18 protein-coding genes are annotated in these 20588 nt (G+C 60.8%); 2 read left to right on the top strand and 16 right to left on the bottom strand.

Translation table 11 applies throughout. From position 1 onward, the window contains the following. Positions 1-121: 121 nt before the first annotated feature. Positions 122-1129: an amidohydrolase family protein gene (locus tag QYE47_RS12135; protein ID WP_014590276.1), complete on the bottom strand. Its 1008-nt coding sequence runs from the start codon at positions 1127-1129 to the stop codon at positions 122-124. A 117-nt stretch (positions 1130-1246) separates the two neighbouring features. On the opposite strand from QYE47_RS12135, the gene QYE47_RS12130 reads away from it, so the two are divergent. Further along, entirely contained in the window at positions 1247-2110 is an 864-nt protein-coding gene (locus QYE47_RS12130; protein WP_014590275.1) for a pirin family protein, read from the top strand. A 133-nt stretch (positions 2111-2243) separates the two neighbouring features. On the opposite strand, the gene QYE47_RS12125 is transcribed toward QYE47_RS12130, so the two are convergent. From QYE47_RS12125 to QYE47_RS12110, 4 genes are all read right to left on the bottom strand, one after another. Further along, positions 2244-2969: a dienelactone hydrolase family protein gene (locus QYE47_RS12125; protein ID WP_014590274.1), complete on the bottom strand. Its 726-nt coding sequence runs from the start codon at positions 2967-2969 to the stop codon at positions 2244-2246. 63 nt (positions 2970-3032) lie between these two features. After that, positions 3033-4937 (bottom strand): molecular chaperone HtpG, encoded by a 1905-nt coding sequence (htpG, locus tag QYE47_RS12120; RefSeq protein WP_014590273.1) that lies wholly within the window; start codon positions 4935-4937, stop codon positions 3033-3035. Positions 4938-5006: 69 nt separating this feature from the next. Then, positions 5007-5489, bottom strand: a complete 483-nt coding sequence (locus QYE47_RS12115; protein ID WP_014590272.1) for a PaaI family thioesterase — start codon at positions 5487-5489, stop codon at positions 5007-5009. Next, entirely contained in the window at positions 5486-5962 is a 477-nt protein-coding gene (locus QYE47_RS12110) for a PaaI family thioesterase (RefSeq protein WP_014590271.1), read from the bottom strand. Before QYE47_RS12110 ends, QYE47_RS12115 begins: the two co-directional genes overlap by 4 nt. A 154-nt stretch (positions 5963-6116) precedes the next feature. Here QYE47_RS12110 and QYE47_RS12105 point away from each other — a divergent pair, with 154 nt between their 5' ends. Continuing rightward, entirely contained in the window at positions 6117-6389 is a 273-nt protein-coding gene (locus QYE47_RS12105) for a hypothetical protein (RefSeq protein WP_019437947.1), read from the top strand. Positions 6390-6456: 67 nt separating this feature from the next. On the opposite strand, the gene QYE47_RS12100 is transcribed toward QYE47_RS12105, so the two are convergent. The 11 genes from QYE47_RS12100 to sdhC form a co-directional block, all read right to left on the bottom strand. After that, the gene (locus tag QYE47_RS12100; protein ID WP_010954947.1) at positions 6457-7206 is read right to left on the bottom strand and encodes a DUF599 family protein; all 750 of its coding nucleotides are present in this window, start codon (positions 7204-7206) and stop codon (positions 6457-6459) included. A gap of 235 nt (positions 7207-7441) precedes the next feature. Beyond that, positions 7442-8755, bottom strand: coding sequence for a branched-chain amino acid transport system II carrier protein (gene brnQ / locus QYE47_RS12095; RefSeq protein ID WP_010954948.1), 1314 nt, complete (start codon positions 8753-8755; stop codon positions 7442-7444). A gap of 403 nt (positions 8756-9158) precedes the next feature. After that, the gene (gene sucD, locus QYE47_RS12090) at positions 9159-10043 is read right to left on the bottom strand and encodes a succinate--CoA ligase subunit alpha (protein ID WP_003254203.1); all 885 of its coding nucleotides are present in this window, start codon (positions 10041-10043) and stop codon (positions 9159-9161) included. Beyond that, positions 10043-11209, bottom strand: a complete 1167-nt coding sequence (gene sucC, locus QYE47_RS12085; protein ID WP_003254205.1) for an ADP-forming succinate--CoA ligase subunit beta — start codon at positions 11207-11209, stop codon at positions 10043-10045. The genes sucD and sucC overlap by 1 nt, the downstream gene beginning before the upstream one ends. Positions 11210-11380: 171 nt before the next feature. Then, positions 11381-12817 (bottom strand): dihydrolipoyl dehydrogenase, encoded by a 1437-nt coding sequence (lpdA, locus tag QYE47_RS12080; protein ID WP_010954949.1) that lies wholly within the window; start codon positions 12815-12817, stop codon positions 11381-11383. Between the two features lie 93 nt (positions 12818-12910). Further along, positions 12911-14134, bottom strand: a complete 1224-nt coding sequence (odhB, locus tag QYE47_RS12075; RefSeq protein WP_014590270.1) for a 2-oxoglutarate dehydrogenase complex dihydrolipoyllysine-residue succinyltransferase — start codon at positions 14132-14134, stop codon at positions 12911-12913. A gap of 42 nt (positions 14135-14176) precedes the next feature. Further along, positions 14177-17008, bottom strand: a complete 2832-nt coding sequence (locus tag QYE47_RS12070; RefSeq protein ID WP_010954951.1) for a 2-oxoglutarate dehydrogenase E1 component — start codon at positions 17006-17008, stop codon at positions 14177-14179. Positions 17009-17254: 246 nt separating this feature from the next. Then, positions 17255-17959: a succinate dehydrogenase iron-sulfur subunit gene (locus QYE47_RS12065; protein ID WP_003254212.1), complete on the bottom strand. Its 705-nt coding sequence runs from the start codon at positions 17957-17959 to the stop codon at positions 17255-17257. Between the two features lie 11 nt (positions 17960-17970). After that, a complete protein-coding gene (gene sdhA, locus QYE47_RS12060) occupies positions 17971-19743 on the bottom strand; it encodes a succinate dehydrogenase flavoprotein subunit (RefSeq protein WP_003254213.1) in 1773 nt (590 codons plus the stop codon). 3 nt (positions 19744-19746) lie between these two features. After that, a complete protein-coding gene (sdhD, locus tag QYE47_RS12055; protein ID WP_003254214.1) occupies positions 19747-20115 on the bottom strand; it encodes a succinate dehydrogenase, hydrophobic membrane anchor protein in 369 nt (122 codons plus the stop codon). Then, complete coding sequence (gene sdhC, locus QYE47_RS12050) at positions 20109-20495, bottom strand: succinate dehydrogenase, cytochrome b556 subunit (RefSeq protein ID WP_008091902.1); 387 nt, start codon at positions 20493-20495, stop codon at positions 20109-20111. Before sdhC ends, sdhD begins: the two co-directional genes overlap by 7 nt. Between the last annotated feature and the right edge of the window lie 93 nt (positions 20496-20588).

Here is a 20588-nt window from a genome sequence, read left to right as displayed (position 1 = left end):
TCGGGGCGTTTTTGTTTGTGTTGCCTGTGCTGGCCTCTTCGCGGGCAAACCCACCACACAAGCCTTCAGCGCTGTGCCCACCTTGTAGGAGCGGGTTTACCCGCGAAGAGGCCAGCACAGGTCACTGCTGTACCCTGGGCAACACCGCCAGAAAGTTCTCCAGGGCCACCTTGTGCGCCACCGACTCCGGCAAGGCATCCAGAAACGGCTTGAACCCGTGCATCTGCTCCCCCAGGCTGCCAAACCGCCCCACCACATCCGAACCCAGCATGAACCGCTCCGGGTACTTCTCGACCAGCGCCAGCCATTCCTTGCGCGGCACACTCTGCTCATCCAGCAAATACGGCTGCAGCACACTCCACGACAGATCGACATACAGGTTCGGGTAGTCCTCCAGCAATCGCCTCAGTACCGGCAGTAGAAAGTCCATCTGCGTCTGGTGGCGATGTATCTCCATGCTGCTGCCCGCATGCGCCCAGATGAATCGCGTATGCGGGTGATTGCGCAGCGGCTCTTCGATCTCCGCCAGGTACAGCGGGTTGCGCTCGCGCTTGGAGGTGATGTTGGAATGCAGCAGCACGGGCAGGTCGCGCTCGGCCGCCAGGTGGTAGATACGCGTCATGGCCTCATTATTGGCACGTGGCGTGTCGCCACTGGTCAGCGCTGTCAGGTCATCATGTCGGGTGAACACCTCGCCGATGCCCTGCCAAAGGCCCGGGTACAAATCGAGCATGCGCTCGATATGGCTGACCGCATTCTTGTCCACCGGGTTAAAACCACTCAGGAACGGGTGGAAGCGCTTGCGCTGCTCACTTGGCAATTGCTGCAGCGCCGCCGCCACGTAAGTATCGGTGGCGCTGTACCAATAGGCGTCGGCGTCATCACCGGCGTAGTAGCGCGGGCGCTTGGGCTCGTCTTCGTGCCATTTCTTGGCCACCGGTATGCCTGAAATCATCGACTGCTCAACCCCTGCGGCATCCATGGCCTTGATCAGCGCCGGCATGCCTTCACTTTCCTGGAAGAAGTCCACATAGTGCAGGTGGGCATCACTGTAGCGGTACTCGCGCGCCTGGGCCGCCTGGCACAGCCAGCCGAACAACAGCACACAAGCCAGCGCTCTGGCGGTCATGGTCATCTTCCTCATGCAAGTACGAACCCAGTAGACCAGGCGGCCGCCAAGACGGTTCAGCGACGGCGGGCAAACCGCTATGCTTGAGGCACTTCCACCGTGCCTGGAGCCTTCCCCATGAGCAGCCCACTGGTCATCCACCCCCGAGCCGAGACGGTCGAGGGCCAGCCGATCCTGCGCCCGCTGCCGTCAGCCCAGTGCCGCAGCGTCGGCCCGTTCGTGTTCTTCGACCACATGCTCGAAACAGACTATGCCCCGGGGCATGGCATGGATATCCGCCAGCATCCGCATATCGGCTTGTCGACCCTGACCTACCTGTTCGAAGGCGCAATCCTGCACAAGGACAGCCTTGGCTCGGCGCAGCGGGTGCTGCCCGGTGATGTCAGCTGGATGACTGCGGGCAGCGGCGTCGCCCATGTCGAGCGCACCCCGGAAGATGGCCTGGCCCATGGGTCGCGCCTGCATGGGCTACAGGTATGGCTGGCATCGCCACGCGAGTTTGAGCAAGGCCCGGCAAGCTACAGCCATCACCCCGCCGCGAGCTTGCCCGTCAGTGACAGCCTGGGTGTACGTATCTGCATGATTGCTGGCAGCGGGTTCTGCCTGGCGTCCCCGGTGCCGGTGCTGTCCCCTACCCTTTATGCGCATGTCCGGATGCAACCGGCGACCACCTTGCTGGTACCGAATGAGCATGTGCAGCGGGCGCTGTACCTGCTCGATGGTGAGTTGACGATGAACGATGAAGATGTAGAACCGTGCAGCCTGGTGGTGCTGCCGGAGGGAGAAGAGGTGACGCTGTATGCGGAGGGTGAATGCCAATTGGTACTGATTGGCGGTGCACCGCTGGATGGGCCGCGTCGGATGAACTGGAATTTCGTGGCCAGCGACCCGGAACTGATCGAGCGGGCCCGGGCCAGGTGGGCTGCGGGGGATTGGCCGGTGGTGCCGGGGGAACATTCTAGGATCGAGTTGCCTCGGTGATCAGGGCCGGCCCTTTCGCGGGTAAACCCGCTCCTACACCTATCGGGGGTGGACACACATCGGTGATTGGGCGCAGGCCGTCGCGTAGGAGCGGGTTCACCCGCGAAGGGCTGCAAAGCAGCCCCCTGCAATCTCAGCGCTGGAACACTTCACTCAGCAGATTATGCATCGAACGGAACGCTCGCTCGGAAGTGCGTCGGTCATACTGCATCTTGCCCGGCATATTGGCATTCGGGTCGGTAAACGAGTGCACCGCGCCGCCAAAACTGAGCAACTGCCAGTCCACCTTGGCTGCGTTCATCTCATCTTCGAATGCCGGCAGCTGCTCTTTAGGCACCAATGGGTCGGAGGCACCATGCAACACCAGCACCGAGCCCTTGATGCGCTTGGCATCTTCAGGATTCGGCGTGTCCAGGGTGCCGTGGAACGACACTGCCGCACGCAGGTCGGCGCCGCTACGGGCCAGTTCCAAGGCACAGCAGCCACCGAAGCAGAAGCCGAAGGTGGCCACCTTGCCAGGCTCCAGCAACGCCTTCGACTGCCCCAGCAATTGCGCCAAGGCTTCCTGCATGCGCTTGCGCAGTTCGCCACGATCATTCTTCAGCGGCATCATCGCCACGCCTGCCTCATCGGCATTGGACGGGCGCACCGATTGCCCGTACAGGTCGGCGATCAGCACCACATAGCCCTTCTCGGCCACTTCCTTGGCAATGCGCTCGGCACCTTCGCCAATGCCCATCCAGTTCGGCGCCATCACCAGCCCTGGGCGGCCCAGCGCACCCGGCTCATAGACCAAACGGCTTTCGTAGGTCTTGCCAGACAGGTGATAAACCAGCGATTCGACGATTACTTTGCTCATCAAGCACTCCTTTGGCACTCGTCATAAAAAAGCCCGCCGAAGCGGGCTTTGCTGTGCATCAACTCAAGCAGACAGCTCGACCAGTAGCTTGTTCAGGCGACGAACGTACGCCGCAGGGTCCTTCAGGCTGTCACCGGCCGCCAGGGCCGCCTGATCGAACAGGATGTGCGACAGCTCGGCGAAACGGTCTTCACTCTGCTCGTGATCCAGCTTCTCGATCAGCGGGTGGCTCGGGTTGAACTCGAAGATCGGCTTGGACTCCGGCACTTTCTGCCCGCTGGCCTCCAGGATCTGGCGCATCTGCAGGCCCAGGTCCTGTTCGCCGATGGCCAGGATCGCCGGCGAGTCGGTCAGGCGGTGCGATACGCGTACTTCGGCCACGCTGTCACCCAGCGCACCTTTCAGTCGCTCGACCAGACCTTCCTTGTCCTTGGCGACTTCTTCCTGGGCTTTCTTGTCTTCTTCCGAATCCAGCTTGCCCAGGTCCAGGTCACCACGGGCAATATCGACAAAGGCCTTGCCGTCGAATTCGTTGAGGTAGCTCATCAGCCACTCGTCGATGCGATCAGTGAGCAGCAGCACTTCGATACCTTTCTTGCGGAAGACTTCCAGGTGCGGGCTGTTCTTGACCTGCGCGTATGACTCTCCGGTGAGGTAATAGATCTTGTCCTGACCTTCCTTGGCGCGGGCCAGGTAGTCGGCCAGGGCGACGCTCTGCTCGCCGCTGTCGTCCTGGGTGGACGCAAAGCGCAGCAGACCGGCGATTTTCTCCTTGTTGGCGAAGTCTTCGGCCGGGCCCTCTTTCAGCACCTGACCGAAGTTTTTCCAGAAGCCCTTGTATTTCTCGGGTTCGTTCTTCGCCAGCTTCTCCAGCATGTCCAGCACGCGCTTGGTCAGCGCGGTCTTCATCGAATCGATGATCGGGTCTTTCTGCAGGATTTCACGCGACACGTTCAGCGACAGGTCGTTGGAATCGACCACACCCTTGATGAAGCGCAGGTACAGCGGCAGGAACGACTCGGCCTGGTCCATGATGAATACACGTTGCACGTACAGCTTCAGGCCGCGCGGCGCTTCGCGCTGGTAGAGGTCGAACGGCGCACGGGCCGGCACGTACAGCAGCGAGTTGTATTCGAGCTTGCCTTCGACCTTGTTGTGGCTCCAGGCCAGCGGGTTTTCGAAGTCATGGCCGATGTGCTTGTAGAACTCCTGGTACTCCTCGTCCTTCACCTCGGTGCGCGAACGGGTCCACAGGGCGCTGGCGCGGTTGACGGTTTCCCACTCTTCAGCCGGCTGCTCTTCACCTTCGGCGGCAGCCTGCTCTTTCGGCAGCTGAATCGGCAGGGCGATGTGGTCGGAGTACTTCTTGACCACGTTGCGCAGGCGCCAGCCATCGGCAAACTCCTGCTCGTCCTTCTTCAGGTGCAGGACGATACGGGTACCGCGCTGCGGTTTGTCGATGGTGGCGACTTCGAACTCGCCCTCGCCTTTCGACGACCAGTGCACACCTTCGGCCGCTGGCTGGCCCGCACGGCGGCTGTACACGTCGACCTTGTCGGCAACGATGAACGCGGAGTAGAAGCCCACGCCGAACTGACCGATCAGGTGCGAGTCCTTCTTCTGGTCACCGGTGAGGTTCTTCATGAAGTCGGCAGTGCCGGACTTGGCGATGGTGCCCAGGTGGGCAATGACGTCTTCGCGGCTCATGCCGATGCCGTTGTCCTCGAGGGTGACGGTACCGGCGTCCTTGTCGAAGCTCAGGCGAATCTTCAGGTCAGCATCGCCCTCGAACAGCTCTGGCTTGGCCAGGGCTTCGAAACGCAGCTTGTCGGCGGCGTCGGAAGCATTGGAAATCAGCTCCCGCAGGAAGATTTCCTTGTTCGAGTACAGCGAGTGAATCATGAGGTGCAGCAGTTGCTTCACCTCGGTCTGGAAGCCCAGCGTTTCCTTTTGTGTTTCCACAGTCATGGTCTTCGAAACTCCGATCTGATGGCGTTGGCGCCTGGCGGCCGGTTCGGCCAGCGTTAACGGCGGATGTCATGCAGATGGGGGCTGCCCGGATGATTTCAAGGGCTTTTCCGGTTCGATCTTGAAATGCGCACGGGCCGTGGCAATCGGCGACTGCCTGTCGCCCTGCCAGGCGGTGATGGCCACGTTGGTCACACGCCGGCCCTGGCGCCACAGCTGGCACTGGGCGTAGGTATCGCGAAAGTGCCCGGCGCGCAGGTAGTCGATGGAAAAGTCGATGATCTTCGGAATGCTTGCGCTTTCGCTGTAGATCAGCAGGTACAGCGCGGCCGACAGCTCCATGAAGCCGGCAATCACGCCGCCATGGATGGCCGGTAGCAGTGGGTTGCCGATATTGTCCGGGCTGGCCGGCAGGCGGAACAACAGGTCATCGCCCTGACGCTCGCATTCGATGCCGATCAGCCCGGCATAGGGAATCAGTGCCAGCAATGGTCGATAGTCGCCCACCGCATGGGCGGCGTTGAGCTGCTGGCGCACCGCGTGCGGAATCATGCCTTGCCCTCCTTCAGACTGTCGCCGAAACGGATGCCGCCCTTGATGTCCTGGCCCAGGCGCATGAACGTGCCCACCACCTGGCAGATGGGCTGGTCGGGGTCGTCCTGATAGGCGGTGCCACGGGTGAAGATCACGTCGCGGGTAACACGGTAGCACTGGGCGTGGCCATAGATGTCCTTGCCGGCCTCAGCCGGGTGCATGTAGTCGATGCGCAGGTCCAACGTCGGGCACACTTCGAAGCGCGGCAGCACACACAACGTGGCCATGCCACAGGTGGTGTCCATCAGCGTGGTCAGCGCACCGCCGTGCACGGCACCGGTTTGCGGGTTGCCGACAATCGCCGGCGACCACGGCAGGACCAGGGTCATGCCATTGCCATCAGCCTGCGCCACGCGCATCTGCAACAACTGACAATGTTTTAACGCCGTGAGAAAGCGCTCGGCCATTGCCATCAAGGTTGAATCGCTCATCGGCTGTTCCCATCGGCCGCAGGGCAGCGGCATAAATTCGTTAAAAAGTCCATGTAGAACGGGACGTTATATATCTGTAATCTTCGTTGAACTTATTCCGCGTAGTTGTACTCGAAGGAACAAGTCACTTATTCCACCAAGGAGAAACACCCCCATGCGTAAACCTTTTGCTTTTGCTCTGATGCTGGCCGCTGCCATGGGCCTGGCTGCTTGCGATAAAGCGAGCGAAGACAAAGCCCAGGACGCACAGCAACACGCCGAGCAAGCCCAGGAAAAAATGGGTGAAGCTCAGGATAAGATGAACGAAGCCGCCGAGGAAAACGCCGAAGCTGCCAAAGATCAGGCCGAAGCCGAGCAGAAGGCTGCCGAAGAAGCCGCTCCGGCTACTCCGGCTCCAACTACACCGGCAGAACCTGCCAAGCAGTAATTGGCTAAAACAAAAAAACCCGACGATGTCGGGTTTTTTTGTGCCTGCGAACTTTTGATTAATCGTTTCAGTTGGAGACAACCGAGCTTTCCTTGGCCGGCTCCGACAGTACACTTTCGGTCGGCGTGAACACCATCACATCGAGTACATCCGAATGGAACTCTCGACGGTACAGAATCAGCACTACGCCCACACTCATCGCCATGAACAACCATGGGCTGATAAACCAGCTCAACATGGCCATGCCGAAGTAATACGAACGCAGCCCCAGGTTGAACTGGTTAGCCGCCAACGACAATACCCGCGCCGCGCGGGAGGCGAACGCCTTGCGCTCCAGCTCATTGACCAGCCGTTCGCCGATCATAGGTGCCGAGCCCACCAGCACGGCGGCAAAGTTGTATTGGCGCATGCACCAGCTGAACGTGAAGAAGGCGTAGACAAATACCATGGCCAGGCACAGCAGCTTGATCTCCGACATGCCCTGGGATGTTTGCTGAACCAGCGGCAGGTCGGCCAGCAACGACAGTGCCCGGTCGGAGGCACCGAGCACGGTGAGGATGCCAGCCAGAATGATCAGGGTGCTGGAGGCAAAGAACGAAGCGTTGCGCTCCAGGTTACCGATCACGCTGGCATCGGCGATGCGGTTGTCGCGCAGCAGCATGCGGCGCATCCAGTCTTCGCGGTACAAGTGCAGCACGCTGGCCAGGCACGCGGTGTCGCGCCCCTTCCAGATCGCATAGCGGGTATAGCCACCCCAGCACAGGGCGAACCAGGCGATGGCCAGCAGGTTGTTGAGGTTGCTTTGGATGAAGTTCATGCAGGGTTACCGAAAGGGCCATGTGCCTAAAGGATAGGGACCGGATTTCGACGCTGGCAAGCGGCAAAAGGCACACCTGCACACTGAAAAATACCTTACCTGCTGCGAAGAGGCCGAAACCGGCAAACAGCAAAAAGCCCCGCATCCTTTCGGATACGGGGCTCTCTTGTTTTCACCCTTGGCGGGCACCCTTCGGCTTGTGGCCGGTGCCGCCCTCAGGCTTCAACTTGTCCAGTCAGGCCAGCGCCTCGCGCGGCTTGCCGAGCATGCGGTCGCAGGCCACGGCACCCACCAGGGTCACCACCGAAGGTACCAGCCAGGCCATGCCGGCATCACTCAATGGCAGGTGCGCCATGAAGTCTGGCAACACGTGGGCAAGGCTGCTGCCCTTGATCGCATCGACCATGCCGAACAGCAGCGAGACCAGCATCACGGGCGCCAGGATGCGCGTTGGCGAGTTCCACAGGTCTTTCACGAAGCTCAGGCCAACCACCACGATGCACGGCGGATAGATGGCGGTGAGCACCGGGATCGAGAACATGATCAGCTTGGTCAGGCCAAGGTTGGAAATCAGCAGCGAGAAGCCGGCAAGGATCACCACCAGCGCGCGGTAGGACAGCGGCAGGATCTGGCTGAAGTACTCGGCGCAGGCACAGGTCAGGCCAACCGCGGTCACCAGGCAGGCCAGCGCGATCAGCACGGCGAGGAAGCCGCTGCCCAGGGAGCCGAAGGTGTGCTGTACGTAGGCATGCAGCACCGCCGCACCGTTGGTGGCGTCAGCCGCGATGTCGTGGCTGGTGGCACCCAGGCGGAACAGGCTGATGTAGACCAGGGCCAGCCCGACACCGGCGATCAGGCCGGCGATGATGGCGTAGCGGGTAATCAGCCTCGGCGACTCGACACCGCGCGAGCGAATGGCATTGACAATGACGATACCGAACACCAGGGCACCCAGGGTATCCATGGTCAGGTAGCCATCGGAGAAGCCCTTGGAGAACGCAGCGGCGGCATAGGCAGGCTGTGCGTCACCAATGCTACCGGCGGGCAGCGCGAAGGCAGCGATGCCCAGTACTGCCAGGGCAATGATCTTCAACGGTGCCAGGAAGCGGCCCACGGTGTCGAGCAACTTGCCAGGGTACATGGACACGGCCAGCACGACGATGAAGTACACCAGGCTGTAGATGAACAGCGCCAGCGGGCTTTCACCGGTCAGTGGTGCAACGCCCACTTCGAACGACACGGTCGCCGTACGCGGGGTGGCGAACAATGGGCCGACCGACAGGTAGCACACGGCTGCCAGCAGGCCGCCGAAGAACTTGCCGATCGGGCTGCTCAGTGCATCCATGCCGCCACCGACCTTGGCCAGAGCGACCACCGTGATGACCGGCAGGCCCACGGCAGTGACCAGGAAGCCCAAGGCCGCCATCCATACGTGCGGGCCAGACTGCAGGCCGACGATAGGCGGGAAGATGATATTGCCTGCACCCACGAAAAGCGCAAACGTCATAAAGCCAAGCGCCAGGATATCCTGGCCTTTGAGAACTTTCATTTAAGGTAGTACCACACTGCTGAAATCGGGATTCGAGAGGGGATTTCCCTTTGGGTAAGGGGAAATGCTGCCCGGCTTGATAGGCCAGACCCGTTTAGCGTGTCGTTCCCTTTTGGGGTACGGGCACAGAGTGAACGCGTAATGTAACTGGTTTGTCAGTCAAACGCACTGGCACAGTGCTGCTTGTCCGATGTGCGTACATGTTTGTCGTCTGTGTGACCGAGGACGGCAGGTATTATCCTCGGATTGAAACATTCGTCTGCGTGAAAATTCCTATCAAACCTATCGAAGAATCTCTATTGCCAGCACCGGCCTCTTCGCGGGTAAACCCGCTCCTACGAACCCCACATACGACAAAGGCCACCCGAAGGTGGCCTCTGTGCGCGTGGGGGGTGTAGCAGTATTACTTCTTGGCTTCCCAGCCAGTCAGCTCGGCCAGGGCCTTGCCGATGTCAGCCAGGGAACGCACGGTTTTCACACCCGCGTCCTGCAGGGCGGCGAACTTCTCGTCCGCAGTGCCCTTGCCGCCGGAGATGATGGCGCCAGCGTGGCCCATGCGCTTGCCCGCAGGTGCAGTAACACCGGCGATGTAGGAAACGACAGGCTTGGTGACGTGGGCCTTGATGTAGGCCGCAGCTTCTTCTTCAGCCGAACCGCCGATCTCACCGATCATCACGATCGCTTCGGTCTTCGGGTCTTCCTGGAACAGCTTCAGGATGTCGATGAAGTTGGAGCCCGGGATCGGGTCACCGCCGATGCCGACGCAGGTCGACTGGCCGAAGCCGGCGTCGGTGGTCTGCTTCACAGCTTCGTAGGTCAGGGTGCCGGAACGCGAAACGATACCGACCTTGCCTGGCAAGTGGATGTGGCCTGGCATGATGCCGATCTTGCACTCGCCCGGGGTGATGACACCTGGGCAGTTAGGGCCGATCAGGGTCACGCCCAGCTCGTCGCACTTGACCTTGGCATCCAGCATGTCCAGGGTAGGAATGCCTTCGGTGATGCAGACGATCAGCTTGATGCCGCCAAAGGCAGCTTCCAGGATCGAGTCTTTGCAGAACGGAGCCGGTACGTAGATGACCGAAGCGTCAGCGCCGGTAGCTTCCACGGCTTCCTTGACGGTGTTGAACACCGGCAGGCCCAGGTGGGTGGTGCCACCCTTGCCTGGGGTTACGCCGCCGACCATCTTGGTGCCGTAGGCAATGGCCTGTTCGGAGTGGAAAGTACCCTGCGAGCCGGTGAAGCCCTGGCAGATGACTTTGGTATCTTTATTGATCAGGACGCTCATTACTTGCCCTCCGCAGCTTTGACAACTTGTTGAGCAGCGTCGGTCAGGCTGGTTGCCGCAATGATGTTCAAACCGCTTTCTGCCAGTACTTTAGCGCCCAGTTCGGCGTTGTTGCCTTCGAGGCGAACGACGACCGGAACTTTTACGCCGACTTCTTTCACCGCACCGATGATGCCTTCGGCAATCATGTCGCAGCGAACGATGCCGCCGAAGATGTTGACCAGAACGGCCGCGACATTGCTGTCGGACAGAATGATCTTGAACGCTTCGGTAACGCGCTCTTTGGTAGCACCGCCGCCAACGTCGAGGAAGTTGGCCGGCTTGCCGCCGTGCAGGTTGACGATGTCCATGGTACCCATGGCCAGGCCGGCACCGTTGACCATGCAGCCGATGTTGCCTTCAAGGGCAACGTAGTTCAGTTCGAACTTGGCAGCGTGGGCTTCACGGGCGTCGTCCTGCGACGGGTCGTGGAAGGTTTTCAGCTTCGGCTGACGGTACATGGCGTTGGCGTCGATGTTGATCTTGGCATCGAGGCAGTGCAGGTCGCCATCGGCCTTGATCACCAGCGGGTTCACTTCCAGCAGCGCCAGGTCATGATCCTTGAACAGCTTGGCCAGGCCAACGAAGATCTTGGCAAACTGTTGAACTTGCTTGCCTTCCAAGCCCAGCTGGAAAGCCAGCTCGCGACCCTGGAACGGCTGAGCGCCGACCAGTGGGTCGATGGTGGCCTTGAGGATTTTCTCAGGCGTTTCGTGAGCGACTTTCTCGATGTCCACGCCACCTTCGGTGGAAGCCATGAACACGATACGGCGGCTCGAACGATCGACTACAGCGCCCAGGTACAGCTCTTTGGCGATGTCAGTGCAGGATTCGACCAGAATCTTGGAGACGGGTTGACCGTTGGCATCGGTCTGGTAGGTGACCAGATTCTTGCCCAACCACTGTGCAGCGAACGCCTTGGCGTCTTCCTTGCTGCGAACCAGCTTTACGCCGCCCGCTTTACCGCGACCACCCGCGTGAACCTGGGCTTTTACAACCCACTCGTTCCCGCCGATCTTGTCGCAGGCTTCTGCAGCTTGCTCAGGGGTATCGACTGCGAAACCCTTGGAAACTGGCAGGCCGTACTCAGCGAACAGCTGCTTACCCTGATACTCGTGAAGATTCATGCTTTTTACCGTCTTCGTTAGGTACTGCGCTTCGGCGCTGCGCCATCAGTGGCGCCGCACCACCTGTGACCGTTGACCCCGGGTTTCCCGTGTGATCCGGTCCGGCGGACTTTCCGCGGTGAGTCATGCACGCAAGACTCACGACGGGCAGCCCGCCGTGGTTTCTTATAATTAACGCTTCTTACGGTTGGCCACGTGAATGGCGCCGCCATTCACCGCCAGCGCTGCTTCATGCAACGCTTCGGACAGGGTTGGATGGCTGAAGACCATCATGCCCAGATCCTCGGCACTGGTGCCGAATTCCATTGCGATTGCGCCCTGCTGCACCAGTTCGGCAGCCGATGGGCCAATCACGTGAACACCCAGAACGCGGTCGGTCTTGGCATCGGCGATGACCTTGACGAAACCACCGGTGTCGTTGGCAGCCATCGCACGGCCGCTGGCCGCGAACGGGAAGGTGCCCACGTTAACCTCAACGCCCTCGGCCTTCAAGGCCTGTTCGGTCTTGCCGACCCACGCGATTTCCGGGTGGGTGTAGATGACCGAAGGGATCAGGTCGTAGTTCATCTGGGCCTTGTGGCCCTTGATGCGCTCGACGACCATGATGCCCTCTTCCGAAGCCTTGTGGGCCAGCATCATGCCGCGTACCACGTCACCAATGGCGTACACGCCCGGAACGCTGGTGGCGCAGTAATCGTCGACGAAGATGTAGCCACGCTCGTCGATGGTCACGCCGCTGTCGGAAGCCAGCAGATCGGTAGTCACCGGGCGACGGCCGACTGCAACAATCAGCTTGTCGAAGGTGATCTTCTGCTCGCCTTCGGCGTTGGTGTAGGTCACTTCGACTTCATTGCCGTTGACTTTCGAGCCGGTGACGCGAGCGCCCAGCTTGATGTCCAGGCCTTGCTTGGTCAGGGTCTTCTGGGCTTCTTTCGACACGGCGGTGTCGGCAGCCATCAGGAAGGTGTCCAGGGCTTCAAGGACGGTCACTTCAGCACCCAGGCGAGCCCATACCGAGCCCAGCTCCAGGCCGATCACGCCTGCACCGATAACGCCCAGGCGCTTCGGTACGGCCTGGAATTCCAGGGCGCCGGTGGAGTCGACGATGACGTTCTGGTCGACCGGGGCCGGCGGAATGTCGATCGGGCGCGAGCCGGAAGCCAGGATCACGTTCTCGGCTTCGATGACTTCGGTGGTGCCGTCAGCCTTGGTGACTTCGACTTTCTTGCCGGCCAGCAGCTTGCCGTGGCCCTGGATCGAAGTGACGCCGTTGGCCTTGAACAGGGTGGCAACGCCACCGGTCAGGTTCTTGACGATACCGGCCTTGCGGCCAACCATCGCGGCGACGTCCATCTTCACTTCGCCAGTGGAGATACCGTGGACGTTGAAGCTCTCTTTGGCTTCCTTGTACTTCCAGGAGCTGTCCAACAGCGCCTTGGAAGGAATGCAACCTACGTTCAGGCAGGTGCCGCCCAGGGCCAGTTTGCCCTCGGCGTCGGTGTACTTCTCGATACAGGCAGTCTTCAGACCAAGTTGGGCAGCCTTGATGGCAGCCACATAGCCGCCTGGGCCTGCACCGATTACCACTACGTCGAATTTCTGGGTCATAAAAGATTCCTTATCAGCTACAAGCTACAAGCCGCGAACCGCGCGGCCTGGCTTCTTGCGAAGCCAGGCCCGGCACGGTACGCAGCCAGAGGGTTAGATGTCCAGCAGCAGGCGGGACGGATCTTCCAGCAGGTTCTTGATAGTGACCAGGAAGGTTACCGCTTCCTTGCCGTCGATCAGGCGGTGATCGTACGACAGCGCCAGGTACATCATCGGGCGAATCACCACCTGGCCATTGATGGCCATCGGGCGCTGGATGATGTTGTGCATGCCGAGAATGGCGGCCTGCGGCGGGTTGACGATCGGGGTCGACATCATCGAACCGAAGGTGCCACCGTTGGTGATGGTGAAGGTACCACCGGTCATCTCTTCGATGGACAGTTTGCCGTCACGGGCCTTCTTGCCGAAGGTAGCGATGCCGTTCTCGATTTCAGCCAGGCTCATCGACTCGGCGTTACGCAGCACCGGCACCACCAGGCCACGGTCGCTGGACACGGCAACACCGACGTCGGCGAAGCCGTGGTAGACGATGTCGTTGCCGTCGATCGAGGCGTTGACAGCCGGGAAGCGTTTCAGCGCTTCGGTAGCAGCCTTGACGAAGAACGACATGAAGCCCAGGCGCACGCCATTGTGGGTCTTCTCGAACAGGTCCTTGTACTTCGAACGCAGGGCCATGACTTCGGTCATGTCCACTTCGTTGAAGGTGGTCAGCATCGCCATGTTCGACTGGGCTTCGACCAGGCGCTCGGCGATCTTGGCACGCAGGCGGGTCATCGGCACACGCTTCTCGGTACGGTCGCCAGCGGAGACGACAACCGGGGCAGCGGCAGCAGCGGCAGGCTTGGCAGCCGGGGCAGCGGCTGGTGCCGACTTCTTGTTGGCAACAGCAGCAACCACGTCTTCCTTGGTGACGCGACCGCCTTTACCGGTGCCTGCCACAGTAGCCAGGTCGATGCCGTTTTCTTCAGCCAGCTTGCGTGCGGCCGGGGCAGCGATCGGGTCTTCTTCGCCGGCGTCAGCGCTAGCAGCGGCCGGAGCAGCTGCAGGCGCGGCGGCCGCGGCAGGCGCAGCGGCAGCACCGCCCTCAACGATCGAACCCAGCAATTCGTCGGACAGGACCGTGTCGCCCTCGCCCTTGACGATGTCGCCCAGCACGCCATCGGCAGTAGCCAGTACTTCCAGGACAACCTTGTCAGTCTCGATGTCGACGATCAGCTCGTCACGCTTGACGGCTTCGCCCGGCTTCTTGTGCCAGGTGGCAACGGTGCCATCGGCAACCGATTCCGGGAAGGTTGGGGCTTTGATCTCGATAGCCATTATCTGTGTTTCCTTAAATTCGGTTTCAGGTGCGCGAAGGCGTTAGACAGTGAAGGCGTCTTGCAGCAGTTTTTCCTGCTGTTCGGCGTGCTTCGAAGCGTAACCACAGGCTGGCGCGGCAGAAGCATCGCGACCGGCGTATTCCAGGACCAGTGCCTTGTTGTGGCGGCCCAGGATACGGCGCATGTGGTGCTGGCTGCTGTACCAGGCGCCCTGGTTCATCGGCTCTTCCTGACACCAGACCGCATGCTTGAGGTTGGTGTAAGGGGCGAGGATTTCGACCAGATCGTCCTCAGGGAACGGATACAGCTGCTCGATACGCAGGATGGCAATGTCTTCGCGGCCTTCGGCACGGCGTTTTTCCAGCAGGTCGTAGTAGACCTTGCCGCTGCACAGCACCAGACGCTCGACCTTGGCCGGATCGATTGCGTCGATTTCCGGGATCACGGTCTGGAACGAGCCTTCTGCCAGGTCTTCCAGGGTCGAAATGGCCAGCTTGTGGCGCAGCAGCGACTTCGGCGTCAGGACGACCAGCGGCTTGCGCAGCGGGCGAATGACCTGGCGACGCAGCAGGTGGTAAATCTGTGCCGGCGTCGTCGGTACGCAGACCTGGATGTTGTGCTCGGCGCACAGCTGCAGGTAACGCTCCAGACGCGCGGAGGAGTGCTCCGGCCCCTGCCCTTCATAGCCGTGTGGCAGCAGCATGGTCAGGCCACACAGACGGCCCCACTTGTGCTCACCACTGGTGATGAACTGGTCGATCACCACTTGCGCACCGTTGGCGAAGTCGCCGAACTGGGCTTCCCAGATCACCAGCGCGTTCGGCATGGTGGTGGAGTAGCCGTATTCGAAGGCCAGTACCGCCTCCTCGGACAGGAACGAATCGTACAGATCGAAACGTGGCTGGCCTGGGAACAGGTTCTGCAACGGAATGTAGGTGCTGGCGTCCTTCTGGTTGTGCAGCACCGCGTGACGGTGCGAGAAGGTGCCACGGCCGATGTCCTGGCCGGTCATGCGGATCGGGTGACCTTCGAACTGCAGGGTGGCGTAAGCCATGGTCTCTGCATAACCCCAGTTGATCGGCAAGCCACCGGCCTGCATCTTCTGACGGTCTTCGTAGATCTTCGACACCTGACGCTGGACCACGAAACCTTCCGGCAGCTCGAGCAGCTTGGCCGACAGATCCTGCAGGGTCTTGAGGTCGAAGCGGGTGTCGTGACGCGCGGTCCAGGCATGGCCCAGGTAGGGACGCCAGTCGACGAACAGCTCGCGGTTCGGCTCCTTGACCAGGCTCTTCACCACGTGCAGGCCATTGTCCAGCGCATTGCGGTACTCGTCGATCTTGGCCTGAGCGCGCTCGGCGTCGATGCGACCGGCCTGGATCAGCTGCTCGGCATACAGCTCACGGGTAGTGCGCTGCTTGCTGATTTGCTGGTACATCAGCGGCTGGGTGCCGTTAGGCTCGTCAGCCTCGTTGTGGCCACGGCGACGGTAGCAGACCAGGTCGATGACCACGTCACGCTTGAACTGCATGCGGTAGTCGATGGCCAGCTGGGTGACGAACAGCACGGCTTCCGGGTCATCGCCGTTCACGTGCAGGATCGGTGCCTGGATCATCTTGGCAACGTCGGTCGCGTACTCGGTGGAGCGCGCATCCAGCGGGTTGCTGATGGTGAAACCAACCTGGTTGTTGATCACGATGTGCACGGTACCGCCGGTCTTGAAACCGCGGGTCTGCGACATCTGGAAGGTTTCCATGACCACGCCCTGGCCAGCGAACGCAGCGTCGCCGTGGATCGAGATCGGCACCACCTTGTCGCCAACGGTGTCGTTGCGGCGGTCCTGACGGGCGCGCACCGAACCCTCGACCACCGGCGAAACGATTTCCAGGTGGGACGGGTTGAACGCCATGGCCAGGTGCACTTCGCCACCCGGGGTCATCACGTTCGAGGAGAAGCCCTGGTGATACTTCACGTCACCGGAGCCCAGCTCGTTCATCTTCTTGCCTTCGAACTCGTCGAACAGCTCGCGCGGGTTCTTGCCGAAGGTGTTCACCAGCACGTTCAGGCGGCCACGGTGGGCCATGCCGATCACGACCTCCTTGGCGCCGTAAGAGCCGGAACGCTGGATCATTTCATCCAGCATCGGAATCAGGCTCTCGCCGCCTTCAAGGCCGAAACGCTTGGTGCCCGGGTACTTGGTGCCCAGGTACTTTTCCAGGCCCTCACCGGCGGTTACGCGCTCGAGCAGGTGGGCCTGCACGTCAGCGGAATACTCCGGACGGCCGCGCACGCTTTCCAGCCGCTGCTGGAACCAGCTGCGCTGCTCGGAATCGACGATGTGGGTGAATTCGGCGCCAATGGTGCGACAATATGTCTTCTGGAGTGCATCGAAGATGTCGCGTAGGCTCGCCTCCTCTTTGCCGATGAACAGGTCGCCGGCACGGAAGGTCGTATCAAGATCGGCATTGGTCAAGCCGTAGTGATTGATCGACAGGTCTACGGGCGCAGGGCGCTGCCACAACCCCAACGGGTCGAGCTTGGCAGCCTGATGGCCGCGCATACGATAGGCCTGGATCAGTCGCAGAACTTCAACCTGCTTCTTCTCGTGTTCACTGCTCACGCTCCCGGCGGAAACCGGTTGGGCGCGGCGCTGGTTCTTTGCCAGCAGTACGAAATGGTCGCGGATTGTCGAGTGCGATACATCAGTAGCGGTGCTGCCGTCGGCTGGCAACTTCTGGAAGTAAGTGCGCCACTCTTCTGGCACAGCGTTAGGGTCGTGCAGGTAGAGCTCGTAGAGCTCTTCCACATATGCAGCGTTACCACCTGAAAGGTGGGCGCTATCCCACATGCGCTGCATCACGCTTTCTTGCATGCTTGGTCACCCTCGATTAGGGGACTGATCGGCGAGAGCCACAGCAAACCTGGAAAAGTCCGAAAACAGCGACTGAACCACGCCACCTGGATCCTGCTGATTTTCCGGGTACCAGCCCGGAAAGCCCCTGCTGGTCTCATATCTTCATAGGTAATGAACGCGGGCTTTGTGGGCCCTTGTTCGGGTTTTACCTCAGTGCGGGCTCACCACCCGCACCTCGGCTTACTGCAGGTACAACGCTTTGTATCAGGTGCCGCTTTGCAGCAGCATGTTACGTACGTGACCGATTGCCTTGGTCGGGTTCAGACCTTTCGGGCAAACGTTTACGCAGTTCATGATCCCGCGGCAGCGGAATACGCTGAACGGGTCATCCAGGGACGCCAGGCGCTCCTGAGTCTTGGTATCGCGGCTGTCGGCAAGGAAGCGGTAGGCTTGCAGTAAGGCTGCCGGGCCCAGGAACTTGTCCGGGTTCCACCAGAACGACGGGCAGGAAGTCGAGCAGCAAGCGCACAGGATGCACTCGTACAGGCCGTCCAGCTTGTCACGGTCTTCCGGCGACTGCAGGCGCTCGATGGCCGGGGCCGGAGTGTCGTTCTGCAGGAACGGCTTCACCTTCTCGTACTGCTTGTAGAAGATGCTCATATCGACCACCAGGTCACGAATGACCGGCAGGCCTGGCAGAGGACGCAGAACCAGCTTGCCGCCCTTCACCACCGCCGACAGCGGGGTGATGCAGGCCAGGCCGTTCTTGCCGTTCATGTTCATGCCATCGGAACCGCAAACGCCTTCACGGCAGGAGCGACGGTACGAGAAACCCTCGTCCTTTTCCTTGATCAGTGCCAATACATCCAGCACCATCAGGTCCTTGCCGCCGGTATCGACGTCGAACGACTCCATTTTTGGCGCCGAGTCGGTGTCCGGGTTGTAACGATAAACTTCGACTTTCAACATAGCAGCCACCCTTAGTAAGTCCGGACTTTTGGTTCGAAGGCTGGAACAGTCTTCGGCGCAAAGTTGACGCCGCGCTTGGCAACGCGCTTCTCACCCGGGTAGTACAGGGTGTGGCACAGCCAGTTTTCGTCGTCACGGTCTTCGAAGTCTTCACGGGCGTGAGCGCCGCGGGACTCTTTACGGGCTTCCGCCGCGATGGCGGTAGCTTCGGCAACTTCCAGCAGGTTCTGCAGCTCCAGCGCTTCGATACGCGCGGTGTTGAAGGCCTGGGACTTGTCGTTGATCTTGACGTTGGCGATACGGTCACGCAGACCGGCCAATTGCTCGATACCCTTCTGCATGTATTCGCCAGTACGGAATACACCGAAGTAGTTCTGCATGCAGCTCTGCAGCTCACGCTTCAGGCTGGCAACGTCTTCACCGCTGGTACGCTCGTTGAGCTTGTTCAGGCGGTTCAGGGCAACATCGACGTCGGTGTCGCTGGCGTCGCGGTATTCCACGCCTTCGCTCAGCGCCTTCTCCAGGTGCAGGCCGGCAGCACGGCCGAACACCACCAGGTCGAGCAGCGAGTTGCCGCCCAGGCGGTTGGCACCGTGAACCGATACGCACGCCACTTCACCTACGGCGAACAGGCCCGGGATGATGTGATCCTGGCCGTCGGCGTCCATGGTGATGGCCTGGCCATGAATGTTGGTGGCAACGCCGCCCATCATGTAGTGGCAGGTCGGCACGACCGGCACCGGTGCGACCACAGGGTCAACGTGGGCGAAGGTCTTGGACAGCTCGCAGATACCTGGCAGGCGGCTGTGCAGCACTTCCTCGCCCAGGTGGTCCAGCTTCAGCAGTACGTGGTCCTTGTTCGGGCCCACGCCGTTGCCGGCGATGATTTCCTTGACCATGGAACGAGCAACCACGTCGCGGCCGGCCAGGTCTTTGGCGTTCGGCGCGTAACGCTCCATGAAGCGCTCGCCGTGGGCGTTGATCAGGTAGCCACCTTCACCGCGGCAACCCTCGGTGACCAGTACACCGGCGCCGGCGATACCGGTCGGGTGGAACTGCCACATTTCGATGTCCTGCACCGGCACGCCTGCACGCAGGGCCATGCCGATACCGTCACCGGTGTTGATCAGGGCGTTGGTGGTGGACGCATAGATACGGCCCGCACCGCCAGTGGCCAGCACGGTTGCCTTGGACTTGATGTACAGGGTTTCGCCAGTTTCGATGCAGATGGCGATCACACCCACGAATGCGCCGTCCTGGTTTTTCACCAGGTCAACTGCATAGTACTCGTTGAGGAATGTGGTACCCGCTTTCAGGTTGCCCTGGTACAGGGTGTGCAGCAGCGCGTGACCGGTACGGTCGGAAGCGGCACAGGTACGGGCGGCCTGGCCACCTTTACCGAAGTCCTTGGACTGACCACCGAACGGGCGCTGGTAGATGCGACCGGTTTCGGTGCGCGAGAACGGCAGACCCATGTGGTCCAGTTCGAAGACCGCAGCCGGGCCTTCCTGACACATGTATTCGATAGCGTCCTGGTCACCGATGTAGTCGGAACCCTTGACGGTATCGTACATGTGCCAGCGCCAGTCGTCGTTCGGGTCGGCCGAAGCGATGGCGCAGGTGATGCCGCCCTGGGCGGATACGGTGTGCGAACGGGTCGGGAAGACCTTGGTGACTACGGCAGTCTTGTGGCCGCCTTGAGCCAGTTGCAGCGCTGCGCGCATGCCGGCGCCGCCGCCACCGATGATGATGGCGTCGAAGGAAATGGTTGGAATGCTAGCCATGGATCAGATACCCCAGAGAATCTGCACACCCCAGACGAAGTAAGCGAACATCGCAACGCCGCATACCGCCTGGAACAGGAAACGAATCGCAGTTGCCGACTTGCCGAACGACATAGGCGTCAGGTAGTCGGTTGCAATGGTCCACATGCCGACCCAGGCGTGAGCGCCCAGGGCAACGAGGGCCAGCAGACTGAAGATCCGCATCGCGTTGTTGGAGAACAGACCATGCCACTGGGTGTAGTCGATGCCTGGGTGGGCGACCACGTAGCCGATCAGGAAGAGGAAGTAAGCCGCGAGAACGACCGCAGAAACGCGCTGCGCCATCCAGTCATAGAGGCCCGAACGCGACAGGTTCGTGACATTGGTTACCATACCCAAACTCCCACCAGAACGATCAGCACCACGGAGATGACGATCACGATTTTCGAGCCCAGCTTGCCGCCTTCCAGCGTCTCACCGATACCCATGTCCATGATCAGGTGACGAACACCTGCCACGAGGTGATAAAGCAGGGCGGACAGCAGACCCCAGGTCACGAACTTGGCCAGCGGGCTGGTCAGACACGCCTTCACCTCACCGAAGCCTTCCTCGGAACCCAGCGACTTGCCCAGTGCATAAAGCATGATGGCAAGGCCGATGAACAGGATGACGCCGGAGATACGGTGCAGGATGGACGTGTACGCAGTGACAGGGAGCTTGATGGTCCTTAGGTCTAGGTTTACAGGTCGTTGGCTTTTCACGGCTTTTTTCACACTGAAGAGCCCCTAGCGAATCAGGGCAAAGTTGTTGGTAAGTGTACTGGTCAGGTACCCACCACCCAGGGAACGGCGACCCCCAGCAGTTCG

It is taken from the genome of Pseudomonas sp. 2,4-D (genome assembly GCF_030418155.1).
Taxonomy (GTDB): domain Bacteria; phylum Pseudomonadota; class Gammaproteobacteria; order Pseudomonadales; family Pseudomonadaceae; genus Aquipseudomonas; species Aquipseudomonas alloputida.
Note: the sequence above shows the minus strand (reverse complement) of the source record. Positions and strands in the feature narration are given on the sequence as shown.

Bases quoted from the DNA above. Each gene is read 5' to 3' on its own strand.
- QYE47_RS12125 (WP_014590274.1), bottom strand. From the start codon at position 2,969: ATGAGCAAAGTAATCGTCGAATCGCTGGTTTATCACCTGTCTGGCAAG.
- sucC (WP_003254205.1), bottom strand. From the start codon at position 11,209: ATGAATCTTCACGAGTATCAGGGTAAGCAGCTGTTCGCTGAGTACGGC.
- QYE47_RS12065 (WP_003254212.1), bottom strand. From the start codon at position 17,959: ATGTTGAAAGTCGAAGTTTATCGTTACAACCCGGACACCGACTCGGCG.
- sdhD (WP_003254214.1), bottom strand. From the start codon at position 20,115: ATGGTAACCAATGTCACGAACCTGTCGCGTTCGGGCCTCTATGACTGG.
- QYE47_RS12100 (WP_010954947.1), bottom strand. From the start codon at position 7,206: ATGAACTTCATCCAAAGCAACCTCAACAACCTGCTGGCCATCGCCTGG.
- htpG (WP_014590273.1), bottom strand. From the start codon at position 4,937: ATGACTGTGGAAACACAAAAGGAAACGCTGGGCTTCCAGACCGAGGTG.
- odhB (WP_014590270.1), bottom strand. From the start codon at position 14,134: ATGGCTATCGAGATCAAAGCCCCAACCTTCCCGGAATCGGTTGCCGAT.
- QYE47_RS12115 (WP_014590272.1), bottom strand. From the start codon at position 5,489: ATGATTCCGCACGCGGTGCGCCAGCAGCTCAACGCCGCCCATGCGGTG.
- brnQ (WP_010954948.1), bottom strand. From the start codon at position 8,755: ATGAAAGTTCTCAAAGGCCAGGATATCCTGGCGCTTGGCTTTATGACG.
- sdhA (WP_003254213.1), bottom strand. From the start codon at position 19,743: ATGGCTAGCATTCCAACCATTTCCTTCGACGCCATCATCATCGGTGGC.
- sucD (WP_003254203.1), bottom strand. From the start codon at position 10,043: ATGAGCGTCCTGATCAATAAAGATACCAAAGTCATCTGCCAGGGCTTC.
- QYE47_RS12105 (WP_019437947.1), top strand. From the start codon at position 6,117: ATGCGTAAACCTTTTGCTTTTGCTCTGATGCTGGCCGCTGCCATGGGC.
- QYE47_RS12130 (WP_014590275.1), top strand. From the start codon at position 1,247: ATGAGCAGCCCACTGGTCATCCACCCCCGAGCCGAGACGGTCGAGGGC.
- QYE47_RS12135 (WP_014590276.1), bottom strand. From the start codon at position 1,129: ATGACCGCCAGAGCGCTGGCTTGTGTGCTGTTGTTCGGCTGGCTGTGC.
- QYE47_RS12110 (WP_014590271.1), bottom strand. From the start codon at position 5,962: ATGAGCGATTCAACCTTGATGGCAATGGCCGAGCGCTTTCTCACGGCG.
- lpdA (WP_010954949.1), bottom strand. From the start codon at position 12,817: ATGACCCAGAAATTCGACGTAGTGGTAATCGGTGCAGGCCCAGGCGGC.
- QYE47_RS12070 (WP_010954951.1), bottom strand. From the start codon at position 17,008: ATGCAAGAAAGCGTGATGCAGCGCATGTGGGATAGCGCCCACCTTTCA.